Annotated in this window: 11 protein-coding genes and 2 pseudogenes; 11 read left to right on the forward strand and 2 right to left on the reverse strand. The window is 58.4% G+C overall.

Going from position 1 to position 15,918, the window contains the following annotated elements; all coding sequences use genetic code 11:
• The first annotated feature begins 257 nt into the window (after positions 1 to 257).
• The 10 genes and pseudogenes from BVL55_RS01715 to BVL55_RS01760 all read left to right on the forward strand — a co-directional run bounded on the left by BVL55_RS01715 (position 258) and on the right by BVL55_RS01760 (position 11,055).
• Positions 258 to 2,267, forward strand: a complete 2,010-nt coding sequence (locus BVL55_RS01715; RefSeq protein WP_075995456.1) for an AMP-dependent synthetase/ligase — start codon at positions 258 to 260, stop codon at positions 2,265 to 2,267.
• Positions 2,264 to 3,103: an ABC transporter ATP-binding protein gene (locus BVL55_RS01720; RefSeq protein ID WP_075995457.1), complete on the forward strand. Its 840-nt coding sequence runs from the start codon at positions 2,264 to 2,266 to the stop codon at positions 3,101 to 3,103. Before BVL55_RS01715 ends, BVL55_RS01720 begins: the two co-directional genes overlap by 4 nt.
• Before the next feature lie 15 nt (positions 3,104 to 3,118).
• Positions 3,119 to 4,118, forward strand: a pseudogene (locus tag BVL55_RS01725) (branched-chain amino acid ABC transporter permease).
• 17 nt (positions 4,119 to 4,135) lie between these two features.
• Positions 4,136 to 5,212: a branched-chain amino acid ABC transporter permease gene (locus tag BVL55_RS01730; protein WP_075995458.1), complete on the forward strand. Its 1,077-nt coding sequence runs from the start codon at positions 4,136 to 4,138 to the stop codon at positions 5,210 to 5,212.
• Between the two features lie 75 nt (positions 5,213 to 5,287).
• Positions 5,288 to 6,586 (forward strand): ABC transporter substrate-binding protein, encoded by a 1,299-nt coding sequence (locus BVL55_RS01735; RefSeq protein WP_075995459.1) that lies wholly within the window; start codon positions 5,288 to 5,290, stop codon positions 6,584 to 6,586.
• Between the two features lie 153 nt (positions 6,587 to 6,739).
• Entirely contained in the window at positions 6,740 to 7,585 is an 846-nt protein-coding gene (locus BVL55_RS01740; RefSeq protein ID WP_075995460.1) for an ABC transporter ATP-binding protein, read from the forward strand.
• Positions 7,586 to 7,632: 47 nt separating this feature from the next.
• The gene (locus BVL55_RS01745) at positions 7,633 to 8,223 is read left to right on the forward strand and encodes a hypothetical protein (RefSeq protein WP_075995461.1); all 591 of its coding nucleotides are present in this window, start codon (positions 7,633 to 7,635) and stop codon (positions 8,221 to 8,223) included.
• 8 nt (positions 8,224 to 8,231) lie between these two features.
• Positions 8,232 to 8,918, forward strand: coding sequence for a zinc metallopeptidase (locus BVL55_RS01750; RefSeq protein ID WP_075995462.1), 687 nt, complete (start codon positions 8,232 to 8,234; stop codon positions 8,916 to 8,918).
• A 27-nt stretch (positions 8,919 to 8,945) separates the two neighbouring features.
• Positions 8,946 to 10,190, forward strand: coding sequence for a phenylacetate--CoA ligase family protein (locus BVL55_RS01755; RefSeq protein ID WP_075995463.1), 1,245 nt, complete (start codon positions 8,946 to 8,948; stop codon positions 10,188 to 10,190).
• 10 nt (positions 10,191 to 10,200) lie between these two features.
• Entirely contained in the window at positions 10,201 to 11,055 is an 855-nt protein-coding gene (locus BVL55_RS01760) for an urea carboxylase-associated family protein (RefSeq protein WP_075995464.1), read from the forward strand.
• A 61-nt stretch (positions 11,056 to 11,116) separates the two neighbouring features.
• Here the strand turns inward: BVL55_RS01760 and BVL55_RS01765 are convergent, their stop codons facing one another.
• The gene (locus BVL55_RS01765; protein WP_075995465.1) at positions 11,117 to 11,755 is read right to left on the reverse strand and encodes a cysteine hydrolase family protein; all 639 of its coding nucleotides are present in this window, start codon (positions 11,753 to 11,755) and stop codon (positions 11,117 to 11,119) included.
• Positions 11,756 to 11,780: 25 nt separating this feature from the next.
• Positions 11,781 to 12,242, reverse strand: a complete 462-nt coding sequence (locus tag BVL55_RS01770; protein ID WP_075995466.1) for an Lrp/AsnC ligand binding domain-containing protein — start codon at positions 12,240 to 12,242, stop codon at positions 11,781 to 11,783.
• A gap of 278 nt (positions 12,243 to 12,520) precedes the next feature.
• On the opposite strand from BVL55_RS01770, the pseudogene putA reads away from it, so the two are divergent.
• A pseudogene (putA, locus tag BVL55_RS17305) lies at positions 12,521 to 15,912 on the forward strand (bifunctional proline dehydrogenase/L-glutamate gamma-semialdehyde dehydrogenase PutA).
• Positions 15,913 to 15,918 lie beyond the last annotated feature (6 nt).

The following is a 15,918-nucleotide window of genomic DNA, read 5'->3' on the forward strand; positions in this document are numbered from 1 at the left end:
GTGAAAAAGGCCGGATTTCCGCAGCTTGCCTATTGGTGCCCAATAATTTTGGCATTGCGAACAACGGGTGGGCAATTTTGCACAACCGCTTTGCGTTGACTTCAGCCGTGCCGGTTGCACAATAGGCGCGGTTTCTTCGGGCCGTGTGATATTCACAATACAACACGGGCCTGGATTGATCTGCTTATGCCGGGAGGGGCTTGCAGAAAACGGTGAAGGGTGCAGACAGCACTCATTTTAGGGAGGATAGTCGGCGTATGAACGCGCAGACCAATACCGCTGCCGCCAAGGGCTCAGGCACCGGCGCGGCAATGGACACGTTCCCGAAATTCTTGCTTTCGAATGCCAGGAAGATGGCCGATCGCCCGGCGATGCGTCACAAGGATTTGGGAATCTGGCAAAGCTGGACCTGGTCGGAACTGCTGACCGAAATCCGCGCCTTCTCCATGGGGCTCGCCGCATTGGGCGTAAAGCGTGGCGACAAGGTTGCCATTATCGGCCAGAACCGCCCCCGCCTCTATTGGGCATTCTGCGCGGTGCAGGCGCTGGGCGGTGTTCCGATCCCCGTTTACGCAGACAGCGTGGCCGAGGAGATGGTCTACGTCCTGAACCATGCCGAGGTAAAGTTTGCCGTCTGCCAGGACCAGGAACAGGTCGACAAGGTCCTGTCCATGGGCAATCAGCTGAAAAAGCTCAAAAAGATCGTCTATGACGAAATCCGCGGATTGCGCGATTACGACCATACTGACCTGCACGCCATCGACGGTGTCGAGGCACTGGGCGAGGCAGATTATGAGGCCAATGGCGACAAGGCCTGGATCGAAGGGATCAACAAGGGCAAGGGCAGCGACATTGCCGTCATGCTCTACACCTCCGGTACCACGGGGCGCCCCAAAGGGGTGATGCTGTCTTTCGACAATCTGCGTATCAGTGCCGAAAACGCCAATGTTTTTGACAAGCTGAACGAGACGGAAGAGACGCTCGCCTACCTGCCGCTGGCCTGGGTTGGCGACCATATTTTCTCATACGCCCAGCACTATACCGCCGGGTATTGTGTTTGCTGCCCGGAAAGCCCGGAAACCGCCGATGCCGACCGCCGGGAGATATCGCCGACCTACTTCTTTGCGCCGCCCCGGGTATTCGAGAACCTGCTGACCAGCGTTATTGTGCGCATGGAAGATGCCGGCAATCTGAAAAAGAAAATGTTCCATTATTTCATGGACCATGCGCGCAAGGTCGGCGAACCGATCCTCAATGGGGATTCCGTTGGCGCCTGGGACCGGTTCAAGTATTTCCTCGGCGAGTATCTGGTATACGGGCCGCTGAAGAACCGCATGGGCTTTACCCGCATGAAGGTCGGCTATACTGCCGGTGAGGCAATCGGCCCGGAAATCTTCTCTTTTTACCGCTCGCTGGGCCTCAACCTCAAGCAGCTCTACGGCCAGACCGAGGCTTCCGTCTACATCACCGCGCAGCCCGACGGAGAAATCCGCGCCGACACCGTAGGCAAGCCGTCACCGGATGTCGAAATCCGGATCGCCGACAACGGCGAGGTGCTTTACCGCTCGCCGGGGGTCTTTGTGGGATACTACAAGAACGATGATGCAACCAAGGAAACCAAGACCAGGGATGGCTGGGTTCACACCGGCGATGCTGGCTTCTTCGACAAGGAAGGCCACCTGAAGATCATCGATCGGGCCAAGGATGTGGGCAAGCTGAAGAACGGCAATCTGTTCGCGCCGAAATACATCGAGAACAAGCTCAAATTCTTCCCCAACATCAAGGAGGCGGTAGCCTTTGGCGACGGCCGCGACTACTGCGCCGTTTTCGTCAACATTGACCTGACCTCCATCGGAAGCTGGGCAGAGCGCAACAACATTGCCTATGCCTCCTATCAGGAACTGGCCCAGCATCCCGAAGTCTACAAAACCATCGAATCCCATGTCGATCAGGTCAATCAGGACCTTGCTTCCGAGGAACTGATGGCCGGTTCCCAGATCCGCCGCTTCCTGGTGCTGCACAAGGAACTCGATGCCGATGACGGCGAACTGACGCGTACCCAGAAGGTGCGCCGTTCCTTCATTGCCGAGCGCTACTCGCCGCTGATCAATGCGCTGTATGACGGCTCGAAGGAAAAACACATCGAAACCGAAGTGGTCTTTGAAGATGGCCGCAAGGGCAAGATCTCCGCAACCGTCGAAATTCGCGACATGGAGGAATATCCCCCGAGCTTCGTTGCCGAGGATGTGAAGGAGGCAGCGGAATGAACGCGCATCTCAAGCCCATTCACGAAATCCGCATGACCCGGCCCGACGACGGCATTGCGCCTGGCGAGCAATTGCTGGTGGTTGACGATATCTCGCTTGCCTTTGGTGGCGTGAAGGCGATCACCAAAGTCTCCTTCGACATCCTCAAGGGCGAAATTCGCGCCATCATCGGCCCCAATGGTGCCGGCAAGACGTCCATGCTCAACGTCATCAACGGCTTTTATCATCCCCAGCAGGGCACCATTACTTTCCGAGGCGAGAAACGCTCACGCATGCGCCCCCATGTGGCTGCCCACCAGGGCATCGCCCGCACCTTTCAGAACATTGCGCTCTTCAAGGGCATGAGCGTGCTCGACAACCTCATGACCGGGCGCATTACCCTGCAGAACAGAAACCTTTTCTGGCAGGCGCTCTGGCGCGGGCCGGCGGAAAAGGAAGAACTCGTGCACCGCGAAGCCGTCGAACACGTCATCGACTTCCTGGAGATCGAGCATATCCGCAAAACGCCGGTCGGCCGCCTGCCTTACGGACTTCAAAAACGGGTCGAACTTGGCCGTGCGCTGGCCGCCGAACCTTCTTTGCTGCTGCTCGATGAGCCGATGGCCGGCATGAACCTTGAAGAAAAAGAGGACATGAGCCGCTTCATTCTCGACGTCAACCAGCAGTTCGGAACCACCATCGCCCTGATCGAACACGACATGGGCGTGGTGATGGACCTGTCGGACCGTGTGGTCGTGCTCGACTATGGCCGCAAGATTGGCGACGGCACACCCGACGAGGTGCGCAACAACCAGAACGTCATCGACGCCTATCTCGGCGTCAGCCACGATGAGTAAGGGAGAAAAAAGATCATGAGTCCCGCCCTTCTCAATTTCATCGAGATTTTTCTCAACGGCCTGATGGCCGGCATCATGTATTCCCTGGTGGCCCTTGGTTTCGTGCTGATCTTCAAGGCTTCCGGCATCTTCAACTTCGCCCAGGGCGTGATGGCGCTGTTTGCCGCGCTTACCCTGGTTGGCCTTCAGACCGGCCAGATACCGTTTTCCCATTTGATCAATGCGATCTTCGGCACCGACATTCATCACTGGGGGAGGGTATGAACACCTTCCTGGCCATCCTCTTCGCCATGGTGATCATGGTTGTACTGGCATGGGCGATTGAACGCTTCGTGCTCAAGCATCTGGTCAATCAGGAGCCGATCATTCTGTTCATGGCAACGATCGGCCTTGCCTATTTTCTGGAGGGAATGGGTGACCTCATGTGGGGGTCCGACGTCAAGACGCTGGATGTGGGTCTGCCTTCCGGCGGGTCCTTCTGGTGGGAGGATGTTACCCGCGAATGGGCAGCCGAGGGTACCGAATATTGGGGAATGTATGTCGATCTGCTCGACGTTTCGGCGACCGGCATTGCGATCATTCTGGTGGCGGCACTGACCCTGTTCAGCCAATATACGGCGACAGGCCGCGCGCTGCGCGCTGTGGCCGATGATCACCAGGCGGCGCTTTCCGTCGGCATTTCGCTAAGAACCATCTGGGTCATCGTGTGGTCCATCGCCGGGTTCGTGGCGCTGGTTGCCGGCATCATGTGGGGTTCGAAATCCGGCGTGCAGTTCTCCCTGTCGCTCATTGCGCTGAAGGCACTGCCGGTGCTGATTCTGGGGGCTTTACGTCCATTCCCGGTGCAATTGTCGGCGGGCTGATCATCGGCGTCGGCGAAAAGCTGGCAGAGGCCTATATCGGCCCGCTGGTCGGCGGTGCCATTGAAAACTGGTTTGCCTATGTGGTGGCGCTTGCCTTCCTGCTGTTCAGGCCCCAGGGCCTCTTCGGCGACAAGATCATTGAACGAATATAGGATAGGAGGGTTCAGTCATGCTTTACCGTGAAGCCGGTGATTTCAAAACCACCTATTCGCTCGATCAGCAGACCTTTCCGATCAAGTCGGAACGCTGGCTGTTCTGGATTTTCATCGCCTTTGCCTTCCTGGTCGTTCCCTTCCTGATCAACGACTACTGGAACAAGGCTGTTCTGATGCCCCTGCTGATCTATTGCATGGCGGCACTGGGCCTCAACATTCTGGTCGGCTATTGCGGACAGGTATCGCTTGGCACGGGCGGTTTCATGGCGGTCGGCGCCTTTGCCGCCTACAAGCTGATGACGGCTTTCCCCGGAATGGACATGTTCACGGTCACCATTCTTTCCGGACTGGTAACCGCGGCGGTCGGTATTCTGTTCGGCCTGCCATCGCTCAGAATCAAGGGCTTCTATCTTGCCGTGGCAACGCTGGCGTCCCAGTTTTTCCTGGTCTGGATGTTCAACAAGTTCGCCTGGTTCTACAATTATTCGGCTTCCGGCCAGATCACCGCGCCTGAGCGCACCATCTTCGGCTATGCCGTGACCGGCCCGAACACCCAGCCCTGGGCGACCTATCTGTTTGCACTCACCATTGTTTTTGTTTTCGCCTGGATGGCGCGCAACCTGACCCGTGGCAGGCTCGGGCGTTCCTGGATGGCGATCCGCGACATGGACATTGCTGCGGAAATCATCGGGGTTTCGCCTCTCAAGGCCAAGCTGTCCGCATTTGCAGTATCGTCCTTCTATATCGGCATGGCCGGTGCGATGTTCTTTGCCAACTATCTGGGCGCCGCGGAAGTGACCGAGGCCTTCGGCATCGACAAGTCCTTCCTCGTTCTGTTCATGGTGATCATTGGCGGCCTTGGCTCGATCCTCGGTTCCTTCCTCGGTGCCGGATTTCTGGTGCTGTTGCCGGTGCTTTTGAAAAACATCATGGTCAACCAGTTCGGCTGGCCAACCGACCTTGCAGCCCATATCCAGATCATGCTGATCGGCGGGCTGATCGTGTTCTTCCTGATTGTCGAGCCCCACGGACTTGCCCAGCTTTGGCGGATCACCAAGGAGAAATTGCGGTTGTGGCCCTTCCCGTACTAGGGTTGGCTCCATCCGAAATGCCCTCTCGGGAGGAGAGGTTAATTTGTGTGTCTTAAAACCCCAGGAGGATATGACATGAAAATAAAGTCGATGTTGCTGGCTGCTGCCGTAGCTGCCACGATGGGAGTGGGTCCGGCCATGGCCGAACTCGTCTTCCCGTCGCTGAGCTACCGCACTGGTCCTTATGCGCCGAACGGTATTCCGTTCGCCGATGGCTACGCCGATTATCTCACGCTGATCAACGAACGCGATGGCGGCGTTGGCGGCGTCAAGATCGATAACCCGGAATGCGAGACCGGCTACAACACCGAGAAGGGTGTTGAATGCTATGAATCGACCAAGGGGATCGGTTCCGGCGCGCTGATCTATCAGCCGCTTTCGACCGGCATCACCTATCAGCTCATCCCCAAGGCGACCGCCGACGGCATTCCGGTCCATTCCATGGGCTATGGCCGTACGTCTGCCGCCAACGGCAAGGTGTTTGAGTGGATCTTCAACTATCCCGCAACCTACTGGGATGGTGCTTCCATTGCGGTCAAGCACATCATGGACCAGGAAGGCGGCGATATTTCCGGCAAGAAGATCACGCTGGTCTATCACAACTCCGCCTATGGCAAGGAGCCGATCCGTACCCTGGAAGAACTTTCCAAGAAACACGGCTTTACCTTCAACGCCATTCCGGTCGACCATCCCGGCCAGGAGCAGAAGTCACAGTGGCTTCAGATTCGCCGCGACCGTCCTGACTGGGTCCTGATGTGGGGCTGGGGTGTCATGAACCAGGTTGCCATTCAGGAAGCTGCCAATATCCGCTTCCCGATGGATCACTTCATCGGCATCTGGTGGTCTGGCTCTGAAAACGACGTACTGCCTGCCGGCGACGGTGCCAATGGCTACAAGGCTCTGGCGCTTGCAAATCCGGGCATGGACTATCCGATCTATGAAGATCTGAAGAAGCACGTATACGATGCCGGCAAAGCGGCAGGCGACGGCTCCAACGCCGGAACGGTGCTCTACAATCGTGGCATGTATGCTGCCCTGCTTGCTGTTGAGGCAGCCAAAAAGGCGCAGGAAATCCACGGTACCGCGCAGATCACCGCTGCCCAGATGCGTGACGGCATGGAAGCGCTCGAAATCACGGCCGATGGCATGGCTGCTCTTGGCCTGCCGGACTTCGGACCGGAATTCGCCGTGTCCTGCAGCAATCATGGCGGTTCGGGCGTCGGCAAGGTTCAGCAGTGGGATGCTTCGGCCAAAACCTGGTCTGTCGTTACCGACTGGATTGCGGCCGACCGTGACGTGATCGATCCGTTGATCGCCGAAGACTCCGAGGCATTCGCCAAGGAAAACAACATCACGCCGCGCGACTGCAACTAGGCTGCACGGATTTGAAAACACGAGCACCGGCGGGCTGCCGCCGGTGCTCACCATCCGGCCCGGATTTTCGCCAGCCCGGATTTTCGACCGGTGCAGCAGCAAACTGCCCCGCTCAAAAACCCGGCACCGTTGAGCCAACTGGAAAGAAACGTCATGCTGAAAGAAACACCTGAAACCGACAAGAGCGCTGGTGCTGCAAAACCATTGCTCGAGATCAACAACATCGAGGTCATCTACAACCATGTGATTCTCGTGTTGAAAGGCGTTTCGCTGTCGGTTCCCCAGGGCGGTATCGTTTCAATTCTCGGCGCAAACGGCGCCGGAAAAACCACGACACTGAAGGCGGTTTCAAACCTGCTGCGCGCCGAGCGCGGCGAGGTCACCAAGGGCAATATCTTGTTCAAGGGTGAGGAAATCCAGGATCTGGCACCGGCAGACCTCGTCAAGCGCGGCTGCATCCAGGTGATGGAAGGCCGCCATTGCTTCGGCCATTTGTCGATTGAGGAGAACCTGCTGACCGGTGCCTACACGCGAACCGATGGCAGGGCCGCAATCGCCGATGACCTGGAAATGGTCTACCGCTATTTCCCGCGCCTCAAGGAGCGCCGCAAATCCCAGGCGGGCTATACGTCCGGCGGCGAACAGCAGATGTGCGCAATCGGCCGTGCACTGATGTCGCGTCCCACGACAATCCTTCTGGACGAACCTTCCATGGGGCTTGCACCACAGCTCGTCGAGGAGATTTTCGAGATCGTCAAGAATCTCAACGAAAACGAGGGCGTTTCCTTCCTGCTTGCCGAACAGAACACCAACATTGCCCTGAAATATGCCACCTATGGCTATATTCTGGAATCGGGCCGCGTGGTCATGGATGGTGAAGCCAAGCAATTGCGCGAGAATGAGGATGTGAAGGAATTTTATCTCGGCGTTGGCGGCGAGGGCCGCAAATCCTTCCGGGACGTCAAACACTACAAGCGCCGCAAACGCTGGCTGGCATGATGCAGCACGCGTGATCGCGCCGGAACACTGTTGTCAAAGGGGCCTCCATGGCGGATCAGCCGGGAAATGGGCCTGAAGCAGCCCGCAAAAGACCCAATGGCGCACACAACGGATCGGGCGGTGTGGTGGTCGCATTCCCCAATGCAGAATTAACCGGCGCAGAATTGATCGGCGAAGGCAATACGACGCAATTTCGTTATCATCGCGAGAGCTTTCGCCGCACGCTGGCCATCGCCGCTGGACTGACCTTCGCCGTTTGTGGCCTGGTCTGGCTGCTGCTGGGCATTTTCGGCACGCGCCAGATGAACCTGCTGACACTTTTTACCGGTCTGATCTTCTTCGCCTTCGTCTCTGCACGCATGCTGGCGCGCTATTTTCGTAACGAGACAATTCTTGCCGTACAGCCCACCGGCCTGTTCGATGCGCGCATTGCAGATGATGTCATGCCATGGGAATCGATCCGGGAACTGCTGCTGATACGCCGTGAACAGGAATACTCCCTGAAGATCGTTCTTTGGGGTAGCAAGGGGGGCGAAGGCCCGCAAACCCACGAGGTCAGCCTGACTGCGCTCGAAGGCGGTGCAGAGCCGGTACTGGAGGCGATCAGCGCCTATCGGCCGGTCAGGATGGAACGGTAACGACAGCAATGGGTGCACTGGTTGTCATTGGCGTCGTGTTGTTCGGAGCGGTGATCTTCCTGCCGCAATATTGGGTACAGCACGTCATCACAAAACACGGCACCGACCGCGCCGATCTGCCCGGAACCGGTGGCGAACTGGCAGAACATCTTGCCGGTGAATTGCAGTTGACCGGTGTTGGTGTCGAGACCACTGAAAAAGGCGATCATTACGATCCGCAAACCCGTTCCGTGCGTCTTCTACGACAGCATCATGAGGGCAAATCGCTTGCCGCCGTTGCCATCGCAGCCCATGAAATCGGCCATGCCATCCAGCATCACCGCGGTGAGCGGCTGCTCGCCTTGCGGCAGCAACTGGCAAAGTTCGCCGCCGCCTCGGATGTGGTGGCCTCGATCTTCTTTTTTGCAGCGCCCGTTCTCGGTGTGATAGTGCGCACGCCGCTGGCTTTTTTTGGTCTGGTTGCCTTCGGTGTCGCGCTCTTGTCGATCCGCGTGCTGGTTCACCTTGTCACGTTGCCGGTCGAATATGATGCCAGTTTCAACAAGGCCTTGCCCATCCTGGAACAGGGCGGTTATCTCAAGCCTGAAGACATGCCCGCTATACGCCAGGTCCTGAAGGCAGCCGCACTGACCTATGTTGCCGGTGCATTGGTCAGCCTGCTCGATCTCGCCCGCTGGGTACGCATCCTGCGATAAATCCGCTCAACCGCAAAGGACATATTGATGACCAGATATTTCGACGATTTGGAAACACGGGATGCCAAGGCTCGTGAGCGGACACTGTTCCGCAAGCTGCCGCGTTTTCTTGCCGAAGTGAAGGAGACCTGTCCTGCCTGGAAAAAGCGGCTGAGGAAAGTCGATCCTGGCGCGATCAAAAATCGCAGCGCACTTGCCGGTCTGCCCGTGTTGCGAAAAACCGAGTTGATGGAAGCCCAGGCGAACAAGCCGCCGTTTGGCGGTTTCGCAAACCCCGCAATGGTGTCCGGCACCCGTTACTTCATGTCGCCGGGCCCGATCTGGGAGCCGCAGCCGTCGGGGCTCGACCCCTGGCTTGGTGCACGCGCCTTTCATGCTGCAGGCATCAGCAAGGGCGACTTGGTGCATTGTTCGCTTTCCTTTCACCTGACCCCTGGCGGCTTCATCCTCGATGCCGGCGCAAGGGCGGCGGGCGCCAATGTGTTTCCTGCCGGCAGCGGTGCAACCGAACAGCAGGTCGAGGCTGCAAGCGCCATCCGCCCCACCGCCTATGCCGGGACCCCGGATTATCTGAAAACCCTTCTCGACAAGGCGCAGGAGATGGGCAGGGACCTCTCCTCGATCAAAAGGGCAGTGGTTTCCGGCGGAGCGCTTTTCCCTTCCATGCGCGATGAATACCGTGAACGCGGGGTCAAGGTCCTGCAATGCTATGCCACCGCCGATCTTGGCGTCATCGCCTATGAAAGCAGCCACCGGGGAAAGCCCCTGCCGGGAATGCTGGTCAATGAAGACCTGATCGTGGAGATCGTCCGGCCAGGCACCGACGATCCGGTAGCCCCCGGTGAGGTGGGCGAACTTGTGGTGACCAATTTCAACCCGGCCTACCCGCTGATCCGTTTCGGTACCGGCGATCTTTCCGCCGTGCTGGACGAACCATCGCCCTGTGGGCGCACCAACATGCGCATCAAGGGCTGGATGGGCCGGGCTGACCAGCGCACCAAGGTCAAGGGCATGTTTGTCGATCCCAAACAGGTCGATGAGGTGGTCAAGAAATCAAAGGGAATTGCCAGTGCCCGTCTTGTCGTCGCCCGCGAAGGGGCTTCCGACGCGATGACGCTTCAGGTCGAACCTGCAGCCGGCGCAAGCATTGATGCCTCCGCCATCGCCAAGACCCTAACTGCCGTCACTAAACTGAAAGGCAAGGTCGAAGTGGTTGGCACCCTGCCAAACGATGGCAAGGTGATTGACGATACCCGCGACTATTCCAAGTGAGGGTGGCGCCATGAGGACAAGTGAACATGCTCCGCCGGATGATGCCGGTAAACGCCGTGCCGTTGAGCCGGTCATCTGCTATCCGCCGGAAAATCTGCCGCTTAGGCAGATCGGCTGGTACAAGGCTCTGCGTAAGGAAGCTGAAGCGATCGATGAAGCCGTCGCGCAACCCCGCGATGCGGTGACATTCGAAGTGCCTGCCGGACATTTCTTCCGCATTTCCTGTCCACAAGGGTCACAGGTCGGCGATCTCAATTTGTGGAATTCGGAGAATCTTGACGAACGCTTCTTCAGCGGCAAGACCCGGGCACTGCACGGCACCCATGTTACCACTGGCGACCGGCTGTGGAGCAATCTGCCATTCATGCGGCCCATGGCCACCATTACCCACGATACCCTGGACTGGTATGGTTTTGATGAGTTCGGCGGCGGGGTGCACGATGTCATCGGCACGCGGTGCGATCCCTATACCCACAATCTGCTGAGCGGTGGCGGGGAGTATCACCACTGTTGCCATTCCAACCTGACCCGCGCCCTTTCAAGGAAGACCGGCCTGCCGGTAAAGCAGGCCGAACTGCATGTGCACGATGTTCTCAATGTTTTCATGTGCACCGGATTTACCCGCGATACCGGCCAGTATTTCATGAAAGCCAGTCCGGCGCGGCGGGGGGACTACATCGAGTTCTTTGCTGAAATCCATCTTCTCGGCGCATTGTCCGCATGTCCGGGAGGCGATTGCGGTGCAAGCCATTCCAGCGAAGCGGCGCAATGCCACCCATTGCTGGTGGAAGTCCTGAAACCGCGTGATCTCGGTGACTGGACCCCGCCGCCGCTCAATGGCTATTCGCGAAGGCATGGCATGTAGGTGCATCGGACTACCGGCATGCCGGCAATATCAAATCCGGCTTGCTGCGATGGTTTGATACTCAGCGGGCGGTGCCGGTCTCATTTCCCTGTACGCGCTCAAGATGCGGCGCATCGCCATCAAACAGCGCCAGCGCTTCGGCAGTTGTTATCGCCGTGCAGAATTCGCCATGCATGGAGGCCAGCGCCATGTTGTGGACGAGGTCGCCATCATAGAGCGTGCCGTCCAAACCTTTGCGGGGCATGGTCGCGCAGGCGTCGTGCACCAGATAGGTGTCAAAGCCCATATTGCCGGCCATGCGCACCGTCGTCTCCACACAGAAATTGGTGAAGAAGCCGGCGACGACCAGCCGCAGAATGCCGGCGCGGCGAAGATCAAGTTCCAGCGAAGTTCCGATAAATCCACTATTGGAACTTTTCGAAACCTGAATATCCCGTGGTGCGATCTCAAGGCCGGCAATCTGCTGGCCACTTTCCTTCGACAATTTCAACGGCGAATTGGGCTCAATGGAGTCATGGCGGGTAAAGGCAACCGTCATGCCTTGTACCCGTGCCCTGTCAAGCAAGGCACGGATATTGTCTTTTGATGCCGGGTTGTTGAGCGTATCGCCCTTGCCTGTGCCGTAATAGGCGCCGTCATCAACCCCCTTCTGAACATCGATCAGAAGCAGCGCAGTATGTTCATCAAATTGGCGGATCATGTATTTTTCCCAGGCAGATCAGGGTTCAGATCAACACCGGATCAAGCCCCTTCTTTTCAACCACCGTTTCCATTACCGCATAACTGTGGGTGGAGGCGACCCCCGGCAATGCGCCGATGTGATCGCCGAGCACTTTGCGGTAGTGCGCCATGTCGCGGGTGCGCACCTTGAGAAGATAATCGAAATCGCCTGCAATCATGTGACAGCTTTCAATTTCCGGAATGCGCCTTGCCGCTGCGTTGAACCGGTCGAGCACATCGGTGGTGGTGCGCTCGAGCGCCACCTGAACAAAGGCAATATGGGGATAGCCTAGTTCCATCACATCGAGCTCTGCATGGTAACCCTTGATCAGCCCTTCCTTTTCCAGCCGCCGCATGCGCTCCGTACAGGGCGTTTTTGAAAGGCCGACGGTTTCCGAAAGTTCCGTTACCGAGATGCGGCCTCTTGTCTGCAGGGTTTTGAGAATATTCCGGTCAATCCGGTCCATGGTGCTTCCGCCCCTTGTCTGGAAATTTGTCAGTGTATAGTGAAATAACCTGAGAAAAATTAAAAATACAGGAAAAAAGAATACATGTGCGTGCTATCATAGGGTAATTGAAGTTTGCTTGGGCGGTCTGTCCTCTCCGCCACGTGGAGGACAGGCGGGCTGCAATACATCCCGGATCGTTTGACGGTTCATCGCAAACGGGACGACGGTCTGGTTCCATGATTTTGTCTAGGCCCCAAGCTTTCAAGAAAGCTGAATTGCTCCAGGGAGAATGGGCCATGTTCGTTTCCAGTCCGGCACTTTCCAGCAACCGCAAGGCCATCCGTGCGCTGACCAATCGCGATGAGGCACAGTGTGTGTCGGACATGATTTCGCTGCTGGCATTGGGAAAAGGCCAGCGCGAGGTGATCTCGGCCGAGGCGGCCGAAACGGTACGTACCATCCGGCGTGAGGCAGTTCCCGGCATCATGGACAGGTTCCTTGCCGAATATGGCCTCAATACCGATGAGGGCGTGGCCTTGATGTGTCTGGCGGAAGCCTATCTGCGCACCCCTGACGCTGAAACGCTCGATGCGCTGATCTCCGACAAGATCGGCGAGAGCGACTGGGCCCGCCATCTGGGCCGGGCGCAGTCCTCGCTGGTCAACGCTTCGACCTGGGCTTTGATGTTGACCGGCAAGGTCTTTCGCACCATTCCCGCGCAGGCAGATGATTTGGCAAGCGTCATGCATTCGCTGGTTCAGCGGCTGGGCGAGCCCGTGGCCCGCACCGCCGTTGGCGAGGCAATGAAGGTTCTGGGCGCGCAATTCGTACTTGGCCGCTCCATCGAGGAAGCACTGGCCAATGCCGGCAAGGACATGGAAGAGGGGTATCTTCATTCCTTCGACATGCTGGGGGAAGCTGCCCGAACGGCGGACGATGCAAAGCGGTACTTCCTGGCATATTCAGACGCCATTTCCGAAATCGCCAAACACGCAAAAGATGACTGGCCGCACGACAATCCGGGCATTTCCGTCAAGCTTTCCGCCCTTCACCCGCGCTATGAAACCGTCAACCGCGAGCGCATTATGCGCGAGCTCGTACCGCGGGTAACCGCGCTGGCCCTCCATGCCAAGGCAGCCAACATCCCCCTCGCCATTGATGCGGAGGAAGCTGACCGCCTGGACCTGTCACTGGATGTTATCGAGGCAGTGCTCGCCAATGCCGATCTTGCCGGCTGGGAGGGATTTGGTGTTGTGGTGCAGGCCTATTCCAAGCGCTGTCCTGCGGTGCTCGACTGGCTCCATGAACTGTGCAGGGTGCTTGGGCGCAAAATCTCCGTGCGTCTCGTCAAGGGCGCCTATTGGGATGCCGAGATCAAGAATGGCCAGGTGCTCGGGCTGGAAGGCTATCCCGTCTTCACACGCAAGGAAGCCACCGACGTCTCTTATCTTGCCAATGCGCGCAAGCTGCTTTCCATGACGGATCGCATCTACCCGCAATTTGCAACCCACAACGCCCACACCGTCGTGGCGATTGAAAACATGGCGCCGGAAGGCGTTGCGTTCGAATTCCAGCGCCTTCACGGCATGGGGGACGCCCTGCACGAAATCCGCAGGCGTACCGACAAGCGTCCGCGCCGCATCTACGCGCCGGTCGGGGTTCACAAGGACCTGCTGGCCTATCTTGTGCGCCGCCTGCTGGAGAACGGTGCCAATTCCTCCTTCGTCAATCAGCTGATGGACAAGTCTATTGCCCCGGAGGTGATCGCCGCTGATCCGCTTGCAGGTCTTGAGGCCTTCGACACCATCCCCCATCCTGCAATCCCTCTACCCCCCATATTTATGGCGAAAGGCGGCGCAACTCTCACGGCTGGAACCTCAACGACCCCGCCGTGCTGGAGCCATTGACGAAAGCCATGGAGCCGTTTCGGAAAACCCGTTGGGGGGGCACAAAGGGCAAATCCGTCACCAGTCCGGTCAATCGCAAGGATGGCGTTGGCAAAGTGACTCATGCAACGGCAAAGGATGCCGAAGCAGCCATTGGGGCAGCAAAAAAGGCACTTTCTACCTGGGCGAACAAAGCGGCGGAAAAGCGCGCCCACCTGCTGGAAAAAACCGCAGCGCTCTATGAAAAACACCATGCCGAGATCATGGCCATTGTCGTGCGCGAAGCTGGCAAGACACGGCTTGATGCGGTTGCGGAAATTCGCGAAGCCGTTGATTTTCTGCGCTACTACGCCGCGGAAATCCGTGAATGGGGTGAGGATCGTAAGCCGCTCGGGCCGGTTGTCTGCATTTCACCGTGGAATTTTCCGGCAGCAATCTTCACCGGCCAGATCGCCGGTGCGCTGGCGGCAGGCAACACAGTGATTGCAAAGCCGGCTGAACAGACGCCGCTGATTGCAGAATATCTGGTCGGTCTGTTTCACAAGGCAGGCGTTCCAAAGGGTGCGTTGCAACTGGTGCAGGGCGAGGGGAGCTCAATCGGGCCGGCGCTCACCGGTTCGCCGGATATTGCCGGCGTTGCCTTTACCGGTGGCACCGATACCGCACGGCTGATCGACATGTCGCTTGCTGCCGGTAATCCCGATGCCGCATTGATAGCCGAAACCGGCGGGCTTAATGCCATGATCGTCGATTCCACCGCGCTGCCTGAACAGGCCGTGCGCGACATCGTCACCTCCGCATTTCAATCTGCCGGCCAGCGCTGTTCGGCACTGCGGGTGCTCTACGTCCAAAAAGACGTGGCGCCGCAGATGCTGGAAATGCTGGAGGGAGCGGCCCGCGAACTGCAGATCGGCGATCCCTGGGATCCGGCGACCGATGTCGGCCCGGTGATCGATGAGGAAGCGCGCCAGAACATTCTTGCCCATTGCAAGAAACTCAAGGGTGAAGGGCGCCTGCTGTTCGAACTCGACCTGCCGGATACGGCAAAGCACGGAACGTTCGTGGCCCCTTGTGCCTTCCGCCTTGATTCAATTCTTGATCTTGAGCGCGAGATCTTCGGCCCCGTACTGCATGTGGTCGAGTATGAGGCTCATGAGCTCGATCAGGTTATGGCCGACATCAATGCTACCGGCTATGGGCTGACGCTGGGGCTGCATTCACGCATCGACACCCGCGTTGACCGGCTGTGTGCCGCTGCCCATGTCGGCAACATCTACGTCAACCGCAATCAGATCGGCGCGGTGGTGGGCGTGCAGCCCTTCGGTGGTGAGGGCCTGTCGGGTACGGGTCCCAAGGCGGGCGGGCCCTTCTATGCAAAGCGGTTCACAACCCCCTTGTCGGCGTCCCTGCCGCAGGCGAGAACCGTCGACATGCCGGGGCCAACCGGCGAGCGCAACACCTGGTTGCTGACACCGCGCGGCCTTGTTGCCTGTCTTGGGCCGGGAGACGACAAAATTGCCCGGCAACAGCGCCTGGCGGCCGAAGCGGGAAATCGTGCCATTACCCTGAAAGAGCATGGCGGCGCGCTGAAAGACCTGCTCGCCACGCCGGAACTTTCAGCGGTGCTGTATGGCGGGGATGACTTGGCGGCCATGCGCGCGGCCCTTGCCAGCCGGCCAGGCAAGCGCGTCTTGGTCATCGACCCGGAGCAACACCCCGAACTGCTGTTCGGCGAAAAAGTGGTCTCCGAAGACACCACCGCCTCCGGTGGCAATGCCAGCCTGCTGGCAAGTGTGGGATAGGGCGGC

This window comes from Salaquimonas pukyongi (assembly GCF_001953055.1).
GTDB lineage: Bacteria > Pseudomonadota > Alphaproteobacteria > Rhizobiales > Rhizobiaceae > Salaquimonas > Salaquimonas pukyongi.